Source organism: Streptomyces sp. NPDC029122, assembly GCF_055569445.1.
The window spans coordinates 547,737-562,849 of the sequence record NZ_JBVHWK010000001.1; the positions used below are offsets into that span (position 1 = coordinate 547,737).

Sequence of the window (15,113 nt, forward strand, 5' to 3'; positions counted from 1 at the left end):
GTACGCACACTAGCGCGAGGGGTGCCGCCGCCCGGCAGGTATCCGCCGGGTCGCACCGGTCCGTTTGGCCGGAAGCAGCCTTGCCGGGCGCGCCGTTGAGGTGGGCTTTGCGCTGTGGAACGACCGCCGGCAGATGCCGGACGGGGCCTTCCTCGGCGCGCCGGCCCCGTACCCGCCGGTGGGGCCGCCGCACTCGCACCGCGGGCCCGGCGGCGGACCGGTCAGGAATCGAGAAGCGCCGGAGCCCCGACCCGGCATAGCGTGGCTGTCGGACGGTGCGGCGGCCACGCCGCACCGGCGCAGCCGTAGCGGACATACTGCTCGGAAGCGGCCGGACCGAACGATGGAGACACGAAGAGCATGGCCAAGAGGACGGACACGCGGTCGCCCGCGCCCCACATCGCCGACAGCCACGGTCTGATCCGCGTGCACGGCGCCCGCGTGAACAACCTCAAGGACGTCGACATCGAGATCCCCAAGCGCCGGCTGACCGTGTTCACCGGCGTCTCGGGCTCGGGCAAGAGCTCGCTGGTGTTCGACACGATCGCCGCCGAGTCCCAGCGGATGATCAACGAGACCTACAGCGCCTTCGTGCAGGGCTTCATGCCCACGCAGGCGCGGCCGGAGGCCGACGTCCTGGAAGGGCTGACGACGGCCATCATCGTCGACCAGCAGCGGATGGGCGCCGACCCGCGGTCCACCGTCGGCACCGCCACCGATGCCAACGCGATGCTGCGCATCCTCTTCAGCCGCCTCGGCCGGCCGCACATCGGCCCGCCCGGCGCGTACGCCTTCAACGTGCCCTCGGTCCGGGCGAGCGGGGCGATCACCGTCGAGAAGGGCTCCAAGAAGACGGTCAAGGCGACCTTCAACCGCACCGGCGGCATGTGCCCGCGCTGCGAGGGCCGCGGCAGCGTCTCCGACATCGACCTCACCCAGCTCTACGACGACTCCAAGTCCCTCAACGAGGGCGCGCTCACCGTCCCCGGCTACAGCGTGGACGGCTGGTACGGCCGGATCTTCGGCGGCTGCGGCTTCTTCGACCCGGACAAGCCGATCCGCGAGTACACCAGGAGGGAACTGGACGACCTCCTCCACAAGGAGCCGACGAAGATCAAGGTCGACGGCATCAACCTCACCTACGAGGGGCTGATCCCGAAGATCCAGAAGTCGATGCTGTCCAAGGACATCGACGCGCTCCAGCCGCACATCCGGGCGTTCGTGGAGCGGGCCACGGCCTCCGCCACCTGCCCCGAGTGCGAGGGCACCCGGCTCACGGCCGAGGCCCGGTCCTCGAGGATCGGGCGGATCAGCATCGCCGACGCCTGCGCCATGCAGATCAGCGACCTGGCCGCATGGGTCCGCGGCCTCGACGAGCCCTCGGTGGCACCGCTGCTGGAAAAGCTCCGGCACACCCTGGACTCCTTCGTGGAGATCGGTCTGGGCTACCTCGCGCTGGACCGCTCGGCGGGCACCCTGTCGGGCGGTGAGGCGCAGCGCGTCAAGATGATCCGCCACCTCGGATCCGCGCTCACCGATGTCACCTACGTCTTCGACGAGCCCACCACGGGGCTGCACCCCCATGACATCCAGCGGATGAACGAGCTCCTGCTGCGGCTGCGCGACAAGGGCAACACGGTGCTCGTCGTGGAGCACAAGCCGCAGACGATCGCGATCGCCGACCACGTCGTCGACCTCGGCCCCGGGGCGGGCACGGCGGGCGGCACGGTCTGCTTCGAGGGCTCCGTGGAGGGGCTGCGGGCCTCCGGCACGGTCACCGGCCGCCACCTGGGCGACCGCACCGGTCTGAAGAAGACCGTACGGAAGCCCGCGGGCGCCCTGGAGATCCGCGGGGCGGACGCGCACAACCTGCGCGGGGTCGACGTGGACGTTCCGCTCGGGGTGCTGGTGGTGGTCACCGGGGTGGCCGGCTCCGGCAAGAGCTCGCTCGTGCACGGGTCGATCCCCGCGGAGGGGGGCGTGGTCCGCGTCGACCAGGGCCCGATCCGCGGCTCGCGCCGGAGCAACCCGGCGACGTACACGGGGCTGCTCGACCCGGTCCGCTCGGCGTTCGCCAAGGCCAACGGCGTGAAGCCGGCCCTGTTCAGCGCCAATTCCGAGGGCGCCTGCCCGGCCTGCAACGGCGCCGGGGTGGTCTTCACGGACCTGGGGATGATGGCCGGCGTGTCCTCCACCTGCGAGGACTGCGAGGGGAAGCGCTACCAGGCGTCCGTGCTGGACTACCGTCTCGGGGGCCGTGACATCAGCGAGGTGCTGGCGATGCCGGTGCGGGAGGCCGAGGAGTTCTTCGGGTCCGGCGAGGCCCGCGTCCCGGCCGCGCACCGCGTCCTCGGCCGGCTCTCGGACGTCGGGCTCGGCTACCTGACCCTCGGCCAGCCGCTCACCACGCTGTCCGGAGGTGAGCGGCAGCGGCTGAAGCTGGCCACGCACATGGCCGACAAGGGCGGGGTCTACGTCCTCGACGAGCCGACGACCGGGCTGCACCTGGCCGATGTGGAGCAGCTGCTCGGCCTGCTCGACCGGCTGGTCGACTCCGGGAAGTCCGTGATCGTCGTCGAGCACCACCCGGCGGTCATGGCGCACGCGGACTGGATCATCGACCTGGGTCCGGGCGCCGGACACGACGGCGGCCGGATCGTCTTCGAGGGCACTCCCGCCGACCTCGTCGCCGCCGGTTCCACCCTCACCGCGGAGCACCTCGCGGCCTACGCGGGCGTCTGAACGGGCGCCCGTTCCGGGCCCCCGCAAGCACCGAGCCGTCCGGTCGCCGGTATCCCCATACCGGAGGCCGGACGGCCCCTGTGGTGCGACCGGAAACGGCGCGCGGCCCCGGCGCACGGTCTTACCCCCACGGTGGACCGTGCTCCGGCGGGCGCGCCGTCGGCCGTCGGCCGGCTCCGTCGCATCACCAGTCTGTGCCCGGCCGACTCCTCCGGGGGTACTTCCTGACGTCCCCTTCGCACAAGCGGACCGATCTTTGACACGGCCCTGACGTGCCCGTCCGGCGAGGGAGCGGCCCGGACCCGGCCGGAACGGGGCCGGTCGCAAAGCCGGGCCCGCGCCGTTCTGACGGCAGGCGCTATCGCCAGTCGTCCCAGGGCGGGTCCTCGTCCAGGTCGTAGGGCGGCTCCTCGCCGTACGGCGGCTCTTGGGGCGGCGGGGGTTCGGCGGCGGCATCCGCCGTGGCCGGGAGCGGGGCGGGCGCGGCCGGTGCCGTGCCGAAGCCGGCCAGGGCCTCGAGGACCCCTTCGCCGTACTTGGTGAGCTTGGCCTCGCCGACCCCGCCGACGCCGGCCAGTTCCGAGACCGTGCCGGGCAGGCGCGTGGCGATCTCCCGCAGCGTGGCGTCGTGGAAGACGACGTACGCCGGGACGCCCTGCTCGCGGGCCGTCGCGGCCCGCCAGGCGCGCAGGGCCTCGAAGACCGGCACGGCGGCGGCGGGCAGGTCGACCGGTACCCGGGCGCTCTTGCCGGAGCGCGAGCCGGACTCCTTCCGGGAGGGGGCGGCCGGTGCCTTCTCCTTGCGCATCTGGACGGTGCGGCGCCCGCCCAGCACCTCGCCGCTGGCGTCGGTCAGCACGAGGGTGCCGTAGTCGCCCTCGACCGCCAGCAGTCCGAGCGCCAGCAGCTGGCGTACGACCCCGCGCCACTCGGCGGTGCTCAGGTCCGCTCCGATCCCGAACACCGACAGGGCGTCGTGGTCGAACTGGATGACCTTGGCCGTCTTCTTCCCCTGGAGGATGTCGATGATCTGGCCGGCGCCGAACTTCTGGCGCCGTTCCCGCGCCAGCCGCCACACCGTGGACAGCAGCTTCTGCGCCGCCACCGTCCCGTCCCAGGACTCGGCGGGCGTCAGGCAGGTGTCGCAGTTGCCGCAGGGCTCGCCGGTCTGCCCGAAGTACGCGAGCAGCCGGACGCGCCGGCAGTCGACGGTCTCGCACAGCGCCAGCATGGCGTCGAGGTGGGCCGCCAGGGAGCGGCGGTGGTTCTCGTCGCCCTCGGAGCCGTCGATCAGCTTGCGCTGCTGGACCACGTCCTGGAGGCCGTACGCCAGCCAGGCGGTGGCCGGTTCCCCGTCGCGGCCGGCGCGGCCGGTCTCCTGGTAGTAGCCCTCGACCGACTTCGGCAGGTCCAGGTGGGCCACGAAGCGCACGTCGGGCTTGTCGATGCCCATGCCGAAGGCGATCGTGGCCACCACCACGACCCCGTCCTCCCGCAGGAAGCGCGACTGGTTCGCGGCGCGCGTACGGGCGTCCATGCCGGCGTGGTAGGCCACGGCGTCGATGCCCTGCTCCACCAGGAAGGCGGCGGTCTTCTCCACCGAGGCCCGCGACAGGCAGTAGACGACTCCGGCGTCCCCGTCGTGCTCGGTCCTGATCAGCTCCAGCAGCTGCGCCAGCGGCTTGTCCTTGGCGACGATGCGGTACTGGATGTTCGGCCGGTCGAAGCTGGCGACGAAGTGCCGGGCGTCCTCCAGGCCCAGCCGCGCCGCGATCTCGGCGTGGGTGGCCTCGGTGGCGGTGGCGGTGAGGGCGATCCGCGGCACCTTCGGCCACCGCTCGTGCAGCATCGACAGGGCCAGGTAGTCGGGCCGGAAGTCGTGGCCCCACTGGGCCACGCAGTGCGCCTCGTCGATCGCGAACAGGGACACCTTGCCCCGGTCGAGCAGCCGCTGGGTGCCCTCGGTGCGCAGCCGCTCGGGCGCCAGGTAGAGCAGGTCCAGCTCGTCGGCGAGGAAGGCCTGCTCGACGGCCTGCCGCTGGTACGGGTCCTGCGTGGAGTTGAGGAATCCGGCCCGCACCCCGAGGGCGGTCAGCGCGTCCACCTGGTCCTGCATGAGCGCGATCAGCGGGGAGATCACGATGCCGGTGCCGTCCCTAACGAGGGCCGGGATCTGGTAGCAGAGCGACTTGCCGCCGCCGGTCGGCATCAGCACGAGGGCGTCGCCGCCCCCGGCGACCTGCTCGATGATCTGCTCCTGCTCGCCGCGGAAGGAGCTGTATCCGAATACGCGGTGCAGTACCTGCAGGGAGTCGGAGATCTCGGGGGAAGCGTCCGGAAGGGCCATCCGAGAAGCCTAGCGGCCCGCGCCGACAGCCCCGTCCCGCCCGCGGTCGCCGGCGGCCGGGCCCAGCCGCCACAGCGGCCCGGTGCGGCGGTCGCCCAGGGCCGCGAACAGGCCGCGGGCCTCGCCGCCGCTCAGTCCGAGCTCCTCGGTGATCCTGCGGGTGGTGACGTACGCGATCCCCTCCGCCAGCGTCGCACGCTCCCAGGCGGCGAAGCGGGCCCCGACCCGGGCGGGGTCCCGGTCCGGGCGCGGGGCGGGCTGGGCGGCGGGCAGGGCGGCCGCGCGCCGGCGTTCCCGCTCGATCTCCGAGAAGCCGCACACGGCGCGGGAGGCCTCCTCGGCTTCCTCCAGGCCGCGGGTGCCGGCCAGCGCCCGGGCGAGGGGGCTGAGGGCGAGGACGCGGTCCAGGGTGAGCCGGTGGACGCCGGCGGCCCGGGCGTCCAGGCGTACGGGTTGGGGTGCGTCCCGGGTGCCGCAGACCCCGCGCACCCCGCGGGCGGCGGCGACCAGCAGGGCGCCGGCCTCGGAGGGGTGCCAGTGGAAGACCCCGTTCACGGGCTCGGTGTGCGCGGCGTCGAGGGTGAAGGCCGGCTCGCCGAGCCGTGGCAGCAGGGCGTGCGGGGGCACCTCGTTGTCGAGGCCGGGCCCGGCCACGTACACGCGGACCGGCAGTCCCGTGCCCGCGCAGGCGGCGACGGCGAGGGCGTCGCCGAGCGGGCTGCGCAGGGTGGGCTCGTCGCCCCGCGCCACGATGTCGCCGCCCACGTCGACGAGGTCGATCCGGTCGGCCCGGCACCAGCGGGCGGCCGCCGCGATCTGGCGGGTCAGGCCGAGCGTGCCGCCGTAGGGGTCCAGCAGCCCGAGCCGCGGCCGCAGTTCGCCGGACAGGCGCGGGAGCAGGGAGCCGGCCGGAGCGGCGGGCCGCGTCGCGGGGGTGACCAGGGCGAGGTCCGGTGCGACGGACTCGGTGCCGTGGAAGTCGGTGGTGCGCCGGGGCCCCGGGACGGGGTCGACGACCAGCCGCTCCCACGCGTAGGTCAGGACGAGGGCCGGGGTGTCCGCACCGTGCAGGGCGGCGTGGACCATGGCGGCCGTGATCGCGTCGCCGCCACCGCCGGCGGCGACGAGGAGCCTCCGCGCGCTCTTCGCGCTCTTCGTGCTCTTGGTGCTCTGGGTGCTCTGGGTGCTCTCCATGCCGGACACGGATACCCCAGCACCCGGTGCCGCCGCGAGCGCGGCGGATTCCCATACCGGGCCGTTCCGGTACGGAACCCCGGCTTCCACAAAAAGTACATATGAAGCTCTACACACCGAAAGCCGGTTCATGGGAATTGCACTACAGAAAACGGCCCGAGCACGAACCTAAGGTGACGCCCTGTCACCAAGAGTGACGTCATCCGCGTGAGATCCCTTCCGAAAGAGAGCCGCTTCCCGTTATGACGACGCCCGTTCTGCTGCCGACGCCGACCTTCCCGGGCTCCTCCTCCGACACGGATCCCGAAACCCCGTACGAGCAGTACGTGTACGCCTACCCGCACCAGAAGGCGTACCGCCTGCTCGAGAACGGCCCGCTGCTCAGCGACCTGTGGGCCGGGGAGCGCCTCGACGCGCTCTCCCTCTACGCGCACGTCCCCTTCTGCGAGATGCGCTGCGGCTTCTGCAACCTCTTCACCCGCACCGGAGCCCCCGAGGAGGTCACCCGCGACTTCCTCGCCACCCTGGAGCGGCAGGCCCGCGTCACCCGCGAGGCGCTGGAGGCCAAGGGCGAGCCGATCCGCTTCACCCTCGCCGCGTTCGGCGGCGGCACCCCCACCTACCTGACCGCGGACGAGCTCACCCGCCTCTGCGACATCAGCGAGAACATCATGGGAGCCGACCTCAAGGCCGCCTCCTGGTCCGTGGAGACCTCACCCGCGACCGCGACCGCCGACCGGATCGCCGTACTCGCCGAACGCGGCGCGACCCGGCTGAGCATCGGTGTGCAGAGCTTCGTCGACGAGGAGGCCCGCGCGGCGGTACGGCCCCAGAAGCGGGCCGAGGTCGAGGCCTCGCTCGCCCGCCTCAAGGAGGCGCGGTTCCCGATCCTCAACATCGACCTCATCTACGGCATCGACGGCCAGACCGAGCGCACCTTCAGGGTCTCGCTCGACGCCGCCCTCGCCTGGGAGCCGGAGGAGATCTACCTCTACCCGCTGTACGTGCGCCCGCTGACCGGGCTGAGCACCCGCCACGCCAAGACCCTCCAGGACTGGAACGACCAGCGGCTGCGGCTCTACCGCTACGGCCGTGACCACCTGCTGTCCGCCGGGTACGAGCAGACCTCCATGCGGGTCTTCCGCCGCTCCGGCACCGCCGCCGCCGAGGACACCGACGGCAGCGGCATCAGCGAGTACAACCAGCAGGCCGGCATGGTCGGCCTGGGCGTCGGCGCCCGCTCCTTCACCACCGGCCTGCACTACACCACCGACTACGCGGTCGCGGTGCCGGAGGTGCGGCGGATCATCGACGACTACATCGCCACTCCGACGGAGCGGTTCCGGCGCGCGCAGTGGGCGTTCGCGATGGACGACGGCGAGCGGCGCCGGATGTACGTCCTCCAGCACCTGCTGGAGTCCACGGGCCTGAGCACCAGCGCCTACGAGCGGCGTTTCGCGACGCGCTTCGAGGACGACTTCGGGCCCCGGCTCGACTTCCTGCTGAAGCGGAACTGGCTGCGGGAGAAGGGCGGCACGCTGGGACTGACCCCGGACGGCATGGCCTGGGCCGACGCGATAGGCCCGATGTTCTTCTCCGACCGCGTCCGGACGAACATGACCGCCTACCACGACCGTTAGACCGGCTCCCGCCGCGAGGGGGTCGAAGGCTGCGACGGGCGTGCGGGTTCCCGGTGCCGCTCCGGCAGGGATACGAGGACCAGCCCGAGCAGCATCAGCGCCGCGCCGGCCGCCGCCGGCGTCCCGGGTCGCTCGCCCAGCACCGCGACCCCCAGCACCGTCGCCACCAGCGGCTCGGTCAGGCTCAGCGTCCCCGTCGTGGCGGCGCTGAGCCGGCCGACGCCCCGGGTGAACAGCAGGTAGCCGAGGGCGGTGGTGCCCAGGCCCAGCCAGCCGATCAGCGCGAGCGAGCGGCCGGTGGCCAGCCCCTCGGGAGCCACCATCAGGTACGGGGAGACCAGCAGCCCCGCGCACAGCACGCTCACCGGGGCCGCCGCGCCGAGGTCCGCGCCCCCTGCGGCCAGTCGCTTCGACGCGGCGATGTACACGCCGAAGCTCGCCCCGGCCACCACGCCGAAGGCCACGCCCGGCAGATCGGCGCGCGCCCCGCTGCCGGGCAGCAGCAACAGCGCGATGCCCGGCACGGCGCAGCCCGTCCCCCACAGCCAGCGGCGGGTGAGCCGCTCACCGGAGAGCCGGCGGGCGCACAGCCCGCCGGCCACGGGCACGGTCCCGAAGGCGACGGCCGTCGCCAGGGCCGCCCCGCCGCGTTCCACCGCCTGGAGGAAGGAGACCTGGAAGGCGGCCGTCACCAGCACGCTCAGCCCGAGCCACCGGCCCGTTCCGGGCCCGCGCAGGGTGCGCAGCCCCGCCGGACGCACCGTCAGCAGGCTGAGCACGAGCCCGCCCAGCAGCATCCGGCAGGCTCCGAGCGACACCGGGTGCACGCCGGAGTCCGCCCACAGCTGGGCGGGCCCCACCGTCCCCCACAGCACCGCCGCCGCCAGTACGGACGCCACTGCTCCCACGACTTCCCCCCTTCACCACGTACAGAACCTGGCGAACGTATCGGGGCGGGATCCTCCAGACCCACTGGGGGAAACCATGGGATTTCCCTTCGGCGCACGGCCCGCTCCGTGCCTTCGCACAAGGGCCCCCGCCAGGCCGAGGGAGGCTCCGGTCAGGAGCGGGTTCCGGGTGAGGTGGCCGGCGTCCGACCTGAGCTGCATGGAGCCGCCCTCGATCTTGCAGTCGGTGTCGTGACCGTCGGCTCCGCAGTCCAGGTAACGCGGCGGTGCCCCGCCGACGGCAGTCGGCGGGGCACCGGATCACGCGGGTGGGGCGGGATCAGACCTGCGGGACCGGGTAGGTCGGGTACTCCACCCCGGAGACGTGCTGGACCACGCGGATCACCTGGCACGAGTAGCCGAACTCGTTGTCGTACCAGAGGTAGAGGATCGCGTTGTCGCCGTCCACCTTGGTCGCGCCCGCGTCGACGATCGAGGAGTGGCGCGAGCCGACGAAGTCCATGGAGACGGCGTCGGGAGCGGTGGTGAAGTCGATCTGGCGCTTGAGCGGCGAGTGCAGCGAGACGCCGCGGAGGTACTCGAGGACCTCCTCGCGGGTGGTCTCCCGGCCCAGGCGCAGGCTCAGGATGGCGATCGAGACGTCCGGGACGGGGACGCGGATCGAGCTGCCGGTGATCGGGGCCTTGAGGTCGGGCAGCGCCTTGGCGACGGCGGAGGCCGCGCCGGTCTCGGTGATGACCATGTTGAGCGGCGCGGAGCGACCGCGGCGGTCGGCCTTGTGGTAGTTGTCCAGCAGGTTCTGGTCGTTGGTGAACGAGTGGACGGTCTCCACGTGGCCGCGGAGCACACCGTACTCGTCGTCCATCGCCTTCAGCGGCGGGACGATCGCGTTGGTGGTGCAGGAGGCGCAGGACAGGACCCGCTCGTCCGGCTTGATGGTGTCGTGGTTGACGCCGTGGACGATGTTGGGGACGTCGCCCTTGCCGGGGGCCGTCAGGACGACCTTGTCGATGCCCGGGCGCAGGTGCTTGGAGAGGCCCTCGCGGTCGCGCCACTTGCCCGTGTTGTCGATGAGGATGGCGTCGTTGATGCCGTACTCGGTGTAGTCGACCTCGGACGGGTCGTTCGCGTAGATCACCTTGATGGTGTTGCCGTTGGCGAGGATCGTGCTCGTCGCCTCGTCCACCGTGATGGTGCCCTGGAACTGGCCGTGGATGGAGTCGCGGCGCAGCAGCGAGGCCCGCTTCACCAGGTCCTGCTCGCCGCCACCGCGCACCACGATCGCGCGCAGGCGCAGACCGTTGCCGGAGCCGGCCTTCTCGATGAGCAGGCGGGCGACGAGGCGGCCGATGCGGCCGAAGCCGTAGAGGACGACGTCGCGCCCCTCCCGGCGCTCGATCTTGTTCTCGCCGGTGGCGCCGACGACGGCCTCGGCGGTGAAGGCATCGACCGACAGACCGCGGTCGTCGGTCTTGTACGTGGCGGCGAGCATGCCGATGTCGATCTGGGACGGGCCCAGGTCGAGGGCGGTGAGGGCCTGGAGGAACGGCATCGTCTCGGTGACCGACAGCTCCTCGCCGTCGATCTGCCGGGCGAAGCGGTGGGCCTTGAGAATGCTCACGACCGACTTGTTCACCAGGGAACGGCTGTGGAGCAGGATCGTGACGTCCCGTTCCCGGTGCAGCTTCCCGATGAGGGGGATCATCGACTCCGCGATCTCCTCGCGGGTCTTCCAGTTGGCGAACGAGTCCTCGTTGACAGTCACAGACTTTATCTTTCGAGCTAGGCGGCGCTCATATGCTAACCCCCCGCCGGATCGTTCCTTCAAGGGGGGACCGTCCGACCGCCGCCGGGGCCGGGTGCCTGGGGCGGCAGCCGGGCTCCGCCGCCGGCGGCCAGAACCCTCCGCCGTGGAGAAAACGCCGGTGGGCGGGGCACCTCAGTGGACAGGTACGGGGCGGACGGCGGGTTGCTACGTTGCGTCGGCCGCCGGTCCATCGGTCCGCCGGTCCGTCGATCACAGGAGCTGCCGCACATGTCCGACATCCAGGTCCGTGCCGTCCGGCCCGGGGACTTCGCCCAGTGGCGCGCCCTGTACCGGGGCTATGCCGACTTCTACCGGGTGGAGCAGACGGAGGAGGCCGCCGGCACGGTGTGGGCGTGGGTGAACGACCCCGGGCACGAGGTGAACGCGCTGGTCGCCGAGGACGCCGGAGGCCGGCTGCTGGGGCTGGCGCACTACCGGCCGTTCGCCCGGCCGCTGTCCGCGACCGTCGGCTGCTTCCTGGACGACCTGTTCGTGGCCCCCGAGCACCGCGGGTCCGGAGCCGCCGACCTGCTGCTCGGGGCCCTGCGCGAGCTCGCCGCCGAGCGCGGCTGGAGCGTGGTGCGCTGGATCACCGCCGACGACAACCACCGGGCGCGGTCCAAGTACGACCAGGTGGCGACGCGGACCATGTGGGTCACCTACGACATGGCACCAGGCCGCTGATCATCCCCCGGAGGCCGCGTCGTCGCAGGCGGGGCAGGTCCGGTCCGCGTGCTCCGGGGGGTACCAGCCCGACCCGGGGTGCTCGGCGGGCCGCCAGGGGGCCGTCCCCATGGCGAAGGTGTCCTTGCCGCACAGCGTCCTGGGCCCCGGTACGGTGCTCTGCCCGGGGGCGGCGGGCGCCGCGTGCACGCGGACCGGCGCCCGGTCCCCGGGCGCCGCTCCCGCGGTGTCGTCGTACTCGTACACCACGACCGTCGCGCTCATACCTCGACCTTAGGCGCCCCGGCCACGACGACCTAGCGGGACAGCTCCGCGACCCGTTCCAGCTCGTCCCCCCATACGGCCGCGTCGCGCGGCCCGACGTGCGGGGCGGCGACCGAGCGTACGCGGAAGCGGTTGCGGGGGGTGGTCCCGTCGGCCTCGCGGATCATCAGGTCCTGGAGTGCGAGGGGGATCGAGCGGTCCTCGGTGAACCGGAGGAACGTGCGCGGCACCCTGCCCCAGCGGTCCGCCAGCCCGCGGGAGTCGGCGGTCGCGATCGCCGCGGACTCGTCGGGCTCCAGGGTGTTGAGGAGCGCCCACACCTCGGCGTCCGGCCGGTCGGCGGCCAGCGCCTCCTTCATCACGGCGAAGAAGGCCGGGTCGGCCGAGCGCCAGTTGACCCGGTTGACGCCCAGCTCCGGCGGGGTCCTGACGGCCGGGATCCGGAACAGGGAGCTGGAGGAGCCCTCGGGGGCCCTCATCAGGTCGAGCACCGAGATGTGCCGCGTCGGGCAGAAGGCGGAGGCGTACACCAGGTGGGCGATCAGTTCGGGCACCCGGTTGGCGACCGCGTTCAGCGTCGCTCCGCCCAGGCTCTGCCCTACGAGGATCACGGGACCGTTGCGGTGGGCGGCGCGCACGACGCCCTCGACGTGCTCCGCGAAGTCCGCCAGCGTGACCTTGCCGATCGGTGAGGGCTCGGTGCCCAGCCGCTCCAGGTCCTGCGGCGCCTGGTAGGAGAGCGGGAAGTAGGCGCCGAGGCCGTGGCCGGGGAGGTCGACGGCGATCGTCCGGTGTCCGCGCAGGCCCAGTTCGGCGAGGACCGGGGCCCAGCCGTAGGAGTTGCTCGCGGAGCCGTGGACGAGGACGAAGGTGGGCGCGCCGCGCCGGCGGCCGTCGGCGTGCGCGGTGGAGACTCCGGCGCCCACGGCGGCGACCGTGCCCGCACCCGCCGCGGCGGCCCTCAGGACTCCGCGCCGCGACCAGCCGCCGTCCTGGACGATGTCGTTCTGTTCGCTCATACGGGCGACTCTAGGATCGGCCCCCGCCGGGACCGGCGGGATCCGGCCACTGTCCGCTGTCCGGTCGCCTTCCCGCCCCGGCCGCGGCCGTGCCCGGCGGGCTCCGCGCGGGCCGACGCTCCATCAGGTCGTCCGTCCCGGACCCTTGACTCCTTCGGGGGCAGTCGGGATTCTCGTCCCACCCTTGTGCGGGGCATGACAATGCATGCCCGGATCCGCCCGCGCCGCATCCGCCGACCGAGACATGAGTGATGACCTTGACGCCACCGCCCCCACGGCCGTACCGCGGCGCCGCGCGCCGAGGGCGCCGCCGCATCGCACTCCTGACACCGCTCGTGGCCGTGCTCGCCATGCTGCTCGGCCCCGCGCCCCTCTCCTCCGCCGACGGCGGCTCCACGGCCGACGCCGGCTGGTGGAACCCGGCCGCGCGGCCCCAGCCCGACTCGGAGATCAACGTCACCGGCGAGCCCTTCAAGGGCACCGACGCCCAGGGCCGGGTGCGCGGGTTCGTCGACGCGCACGACCACCTGATGTCCAACGAGGGCTTCGGCGGCCGGCTGATCTGCGGCAAGCCCTTCTCCGAGATGGGCGTCGCGGACGCCCTCAAGGACTGTCCCGAGCACTACCCCGACGGGTCCCTCGCCGTCTTCGACTTCATCACCAAGGGCGGGGACGGCAGGCACGACCCCGACGGCTGGCCCACTTTCAAGGACTGGCCCGCCCACGACTCCCTGACGCACCAGCAGAACTACTACGCCTGGGTCGAGCGGGCCTGGCGCGGCGGCCAGCGGGTCCTGGTCAACGACCTCGTCACCAACGGGGTGATCTGCTCGGTCTACTTCTTCAAGGACCGCGGCTGCGACGAGATGACCGCCATCCGCCTGGAGGCGCGGAAGACGTACGACATGCAGGCCTACATCGACACGATGTACGGCGGTCCGGGCAAGGGCTGGTTCCGCATCGTCACCGACTCCGGCCAGGCCCGCGAGGTGATCAAGCAGGGGAAGCTGGCCGTCGTGCTGGGGGTCGAGACCTCCGAGCCCTTCGGCTGCAAGCAGATCCTGGACGTCGCCCAGTGCGGCAGGGACGACATCGACCGCGGCCTGGACGAACTGCACGGGCTCGGCGTGCGCAGCATGTTCCTGTGCCACAAGTTCGACAACGCCCTGTGCGGGGTCCGCTTCGACGAGGGCGCCCTCGGCACCGCGATCAACGTCGGCCAGTTCCTGTCGACCGGCACCTTCTGGCAGACGGAGCAGTGCACCGGCCCGCAGAAGGACAACCCGATCGGCCTCGCGGCGGCTCCGGTGGCACAGAAGGAGCTCCCGGCGGGCGTCTCGCTCCCCTCGTACTCCGCCGACGCGCGCTGCAACAAGCGCGGTCTGACCGAGCTCGGCGAGTACGCCGTCCGCGGGATGATGAAGCGCGGGATGATGCTGGAGATCGACCACATGGGCGTCAAGGCGGCGGGCCGGGCCTTCGACATCCTGGAGTCCGAGTCCTACCCCGGCGTCATCTCCTCCCACAGCTGGATGGACCTCGGCTGGACCGAGCGGCTCTACAAGCTGGGCGGATTCGCCGCCCAGTACATGAGCGGCTCCGAGGCCTTCAGCGCGGAGGCCAAGCGGACGGATGCCCTCCGCGACAAGTACGACGTCGGTTACGGCTACGGCACCGACATGAACGGCGTCGGCGGCTGGCCCGGCCCCCGGGGCGCGGACACTCCGAACCCGGTGAAGTACCCCTTCCGCAGCACCGACGGCGGCTCCGTCATCGACAAGCAGACCACCGGACAGCGCACCTGGGACCTCAACACCGACGGCGCCTCGCACTACGGCCTGGTCCCCGACTGGATCGAGGACGTCCGGCTCGTCGGCGGCCAGGACGTGGTGGACGACCTCTTCAAGGGCGCCGAGTCCTACCTCACCACCTGGGGAGGCTCCGAGCGGCACAGGTCCGAGGTGAACCTCGCCACCGGCTCACCGGCGTCGGCTTCGTCCTCGGAGTGGTGGAACCCCTTCGTCGACTACTCCCCCGGCCGGGCCGTGGACGGCGACCCGGGTTCCCGCTGGGCCAGCGAGTGGAACGACGCCCAGTGGCTGCGCGTCGACCTCGGCTCCGCGCACCGGATCGGACGCGTCACCCTCGACTGGGAACAGGCGTACGGGAAGGCGTACCGGATCGAGGTCTCCACGGACGGCGCCACCTGGCAGACGGCCTGGTCCACCACCGAGGGCGACGGCGGCCTGGACACGGCCCGGTTCGCCGGGGTGACGGCCCGGTACCTGCGCGTCCAGGGGGTCCAGCGGGCCACCCGGTGGGGGTACTCCCTCCGCGAGCTCGGTGTCTACAGCAGCTGACACCACCGGCGGGGGGGGGGGGGGGGGAGGGGGGGGGGGGGCCCCCCCTCCCACCCCCCCCCCCCCCCCGCCCCCCCCCCCCCCCCCCCCCCCCCCTCTCCTCAATCTGGGAAGAGGGCCGGACACAACGGGACAACACCACACAGAA

The 15,113-nt window shown here is 72.5% G+C and carries 10 protein-coding genes; 4 read left to right on the plus strand and 6 right to left on the minus strand.

The window, feature by feature from the left end; translation table 11 throughout:
- Positions 1–360: 360 nt before the first annotated feature.
- Positions 361–2,742: an ATP-binding cassette domain-containing protein gene (locus tag ACZ4WZ_RS02415; RefSeq protein WP_467884170.1), complete on the plus strand. Its 2,382-nt coding sequence runs from the start codon at positions 361–363 to the stop codon at positions 2,740–2,742.
- Positions 2,743–3,100: 358 nt separating this feature from the next.
- Here ACZ4WZ_RS02415 and recQ read toward each other — a convergent pair whose 3' ends face one another.
- Both recQ and ACZ4WZ_RS02425 read right to left on the minus strand, forming a co-directional pair.
- Entirely contained in the window at positions 3,101–5,089 is a 1,989-nt protein-coding gene (recQ, locus tag ACZ4WZ_RS02420) for a DNA helicase RecQ (protein ID WP_467884172.1), read from the minus strand.
- Between the two features lie 9 nt (positions 5,090–5,098).
- The gene (locus ACZ4WZ_RS02425; RefSeq protein ID WP_467884174.1) at positions 5,099–6,283 is read right to left on the minus strand and encodes a DUF1152 domain-containing protein; all 1,185 of its coding nucleotides are present in this window, start codon (positions 6,281–6,283) and stop codon (positions 5,099–5,101) included.
- Between the two features lie 242 nt (positions 6,284–6,525).
- On the opposite strand from ACZ4WZ_RS02425, the gene ACZ4WZ_RS02430 reads away from it, so the two are divergent.
- Positions 6,526–7,923 carry an STM4012 family radical SAM protein gene (locus tag ACZ4WZ_RS02430; protein WP_467884176.1) on the plus strand — a complete coding sequence of 466 codons (1,398 nt, stop codon included), beginning with the start codon at positions 6,526–6,528 and terminating at the stop codon, positions 7,921–7,923.
- Here ACZ4WZ_RS02430 and ACZ4WZ_RS02435 read toward each other — a convergent pair.
- Both ACZ4WZ_RS02435 and ACZ4WZ_RS02440 read right to left on the minus strand, forming a co-directional pair.
- Entirely contained in the window at positions 7,920–8,831 is a 912-nt protein-coding gene (locus ACZ4WZ_RS02435; RefSeq protein ID WP_467884177.1) for a DMT family transporter, read from the minus strand. The two genes, ACZ4WZ_RS02430 and ACZ4WZ_RS02435, sit on opposite strands and share 4 nt — an antisense overlap.
- Positions 8,832–9,150: 319 nt before the next feature.
- Entirely contained in the window at positions 9,151–10,596 is a 1,446-nt protein-coding gene (locus ACZ4WZ_RS02440; RefSeq protein ID WP_467884178.1) for a glyceraldehyde-3-phosphate dehydrogenase, read from the minus strand.
- 270 nt (positions 10,597–10,866) lie between these two features.
- Here ACZ4WZ_RS02440 and ACZ4WZ_RS02445 point away from each other — a divergent pair, with 270 nt between their 5' ends.
- The gene (locus ACZ4WZ_RS02445) at positions 10,867–11,322 is read left to right on the plus strand and encodes a GNAT family N-acetyltransferase (RefSeq protein ID WP_467884179.1); all 456 of its coding nucleotides are present in this window, start codon (positions 10,867–10,869) and stop codon (positions 11,320–11,322) included.
- Here ACZ4WZ_RS02445 and ACZ4WZ_RS02450 read toward each other — a convergent pair whose 3' ends face one another.
- Together ACZ4WZ_RS02450 and ACZ4WZ_RS02455 are read right to left on the minus strand one after the other, a co-directional pair.
- Positions 11,323–11,586, minus strand: coding sequence for a hypothetical protein (locus ACZ4WZ_RS02450; RefSeq protein ID WP_467884181.1), 264 nt, complete (start codon positions 11,584–11,586; stop codon positions 11,323–11,325). It lies immediately after the preceding gene.
- A gap of 32 nt (positions 11,587–11,618) precedes the next feature.
- A complete protein-coding gene (locus tag ACZ4WZ_RS02455) occupies positions 11,619–12,605 on the minus strand; it encodes an alpha/beta fold hydrolase (protein WP_467884183.1) in 987 nt (328 codons plus the stop codon).
- A 350-nt stretch (positions 12,606–12,955) separates the two neighbouring features.
- Between ACZ4WZ_RS02455 and ACZ4WZ_RS02460 the strand changes: the two genes are divergently transcribed.
- Positions 12,956–14,965 (plus strand): galactose-binding domain-containing protein, encoded by a 2,010-nt coding sequence (locus tag ACZ4WZ_RS02460; protein ID WP_467884222.1) that lies wholly within the window; start codon positions 12,956–12,958, stop codon positions 14,963–14,965.
- Positions 14,966–15,113: the final 148 nt, after the last annotated feature.

Excerpts from the sequence above, each read along its gene's own strand:
- ACZ4WZ_RS02415 (WP_467884170.1), top strand. The coding sequence starts at position 361 with ATGGCCAAGAGGACGGACACGCGGTCGCCCGCGCCCCACATCGCCGAC.
- recQ (WP_467884172.1), bottom strand. The coding sequence starts at position 5,089 with ATGGCCCTTCCGGACGCTTCCCCCGAGATCTCCGACTCCCTGCAGGTA.
- ACZ4WZ_RS02425 (WP_467884174.1), bottom strand. The coding sequence starts at position 6,283 with ATGGAGAGCACCCAGAGCACCCAGAGCACCAAGAGCACGAAGAGCGCG.
- ACZ4WZ_RS02430 (WP_467884176.1), top strand. The coding sequence starts at position 6,526 with ATGACGACGCCCGTTCTGCTGCCGACGCCGACCTTCCCGGGCTCCTCC.
- ACZ4WZ_RS02445 (WP_467884179.1), top strand. The coding sequence starts at position 10,867 with ATGTCCGACATCCAGGTCCGTGCCGTCCGGCCCGGGGACTTCGCCCAG.
- ACZ4WZ_RS02450 (WP_467884181.1), bottom strand. The coding sequence starts at position 11,586 with ATGAGCGCGACGGTCGTGGTGTACGAGTACGACGACACCGCGGGAGCG.
- ACZ4WZ_RS02455 (WP_467884183.1), bottom strand. The coding sequence starts at position 12,605 with ATGAGCGAACAGAACGACATCGTCCAGGACGGCGGCTGGTCGCGGCGC.
- ACZ4WZ_RS02460 (WP_467884222.1), top strand. The coding sequence starts at position 12,956 with ATGCTGCTCGGCCCCGCGCCCCTCTCCTCCGCCGACGGCGGCTCCACG.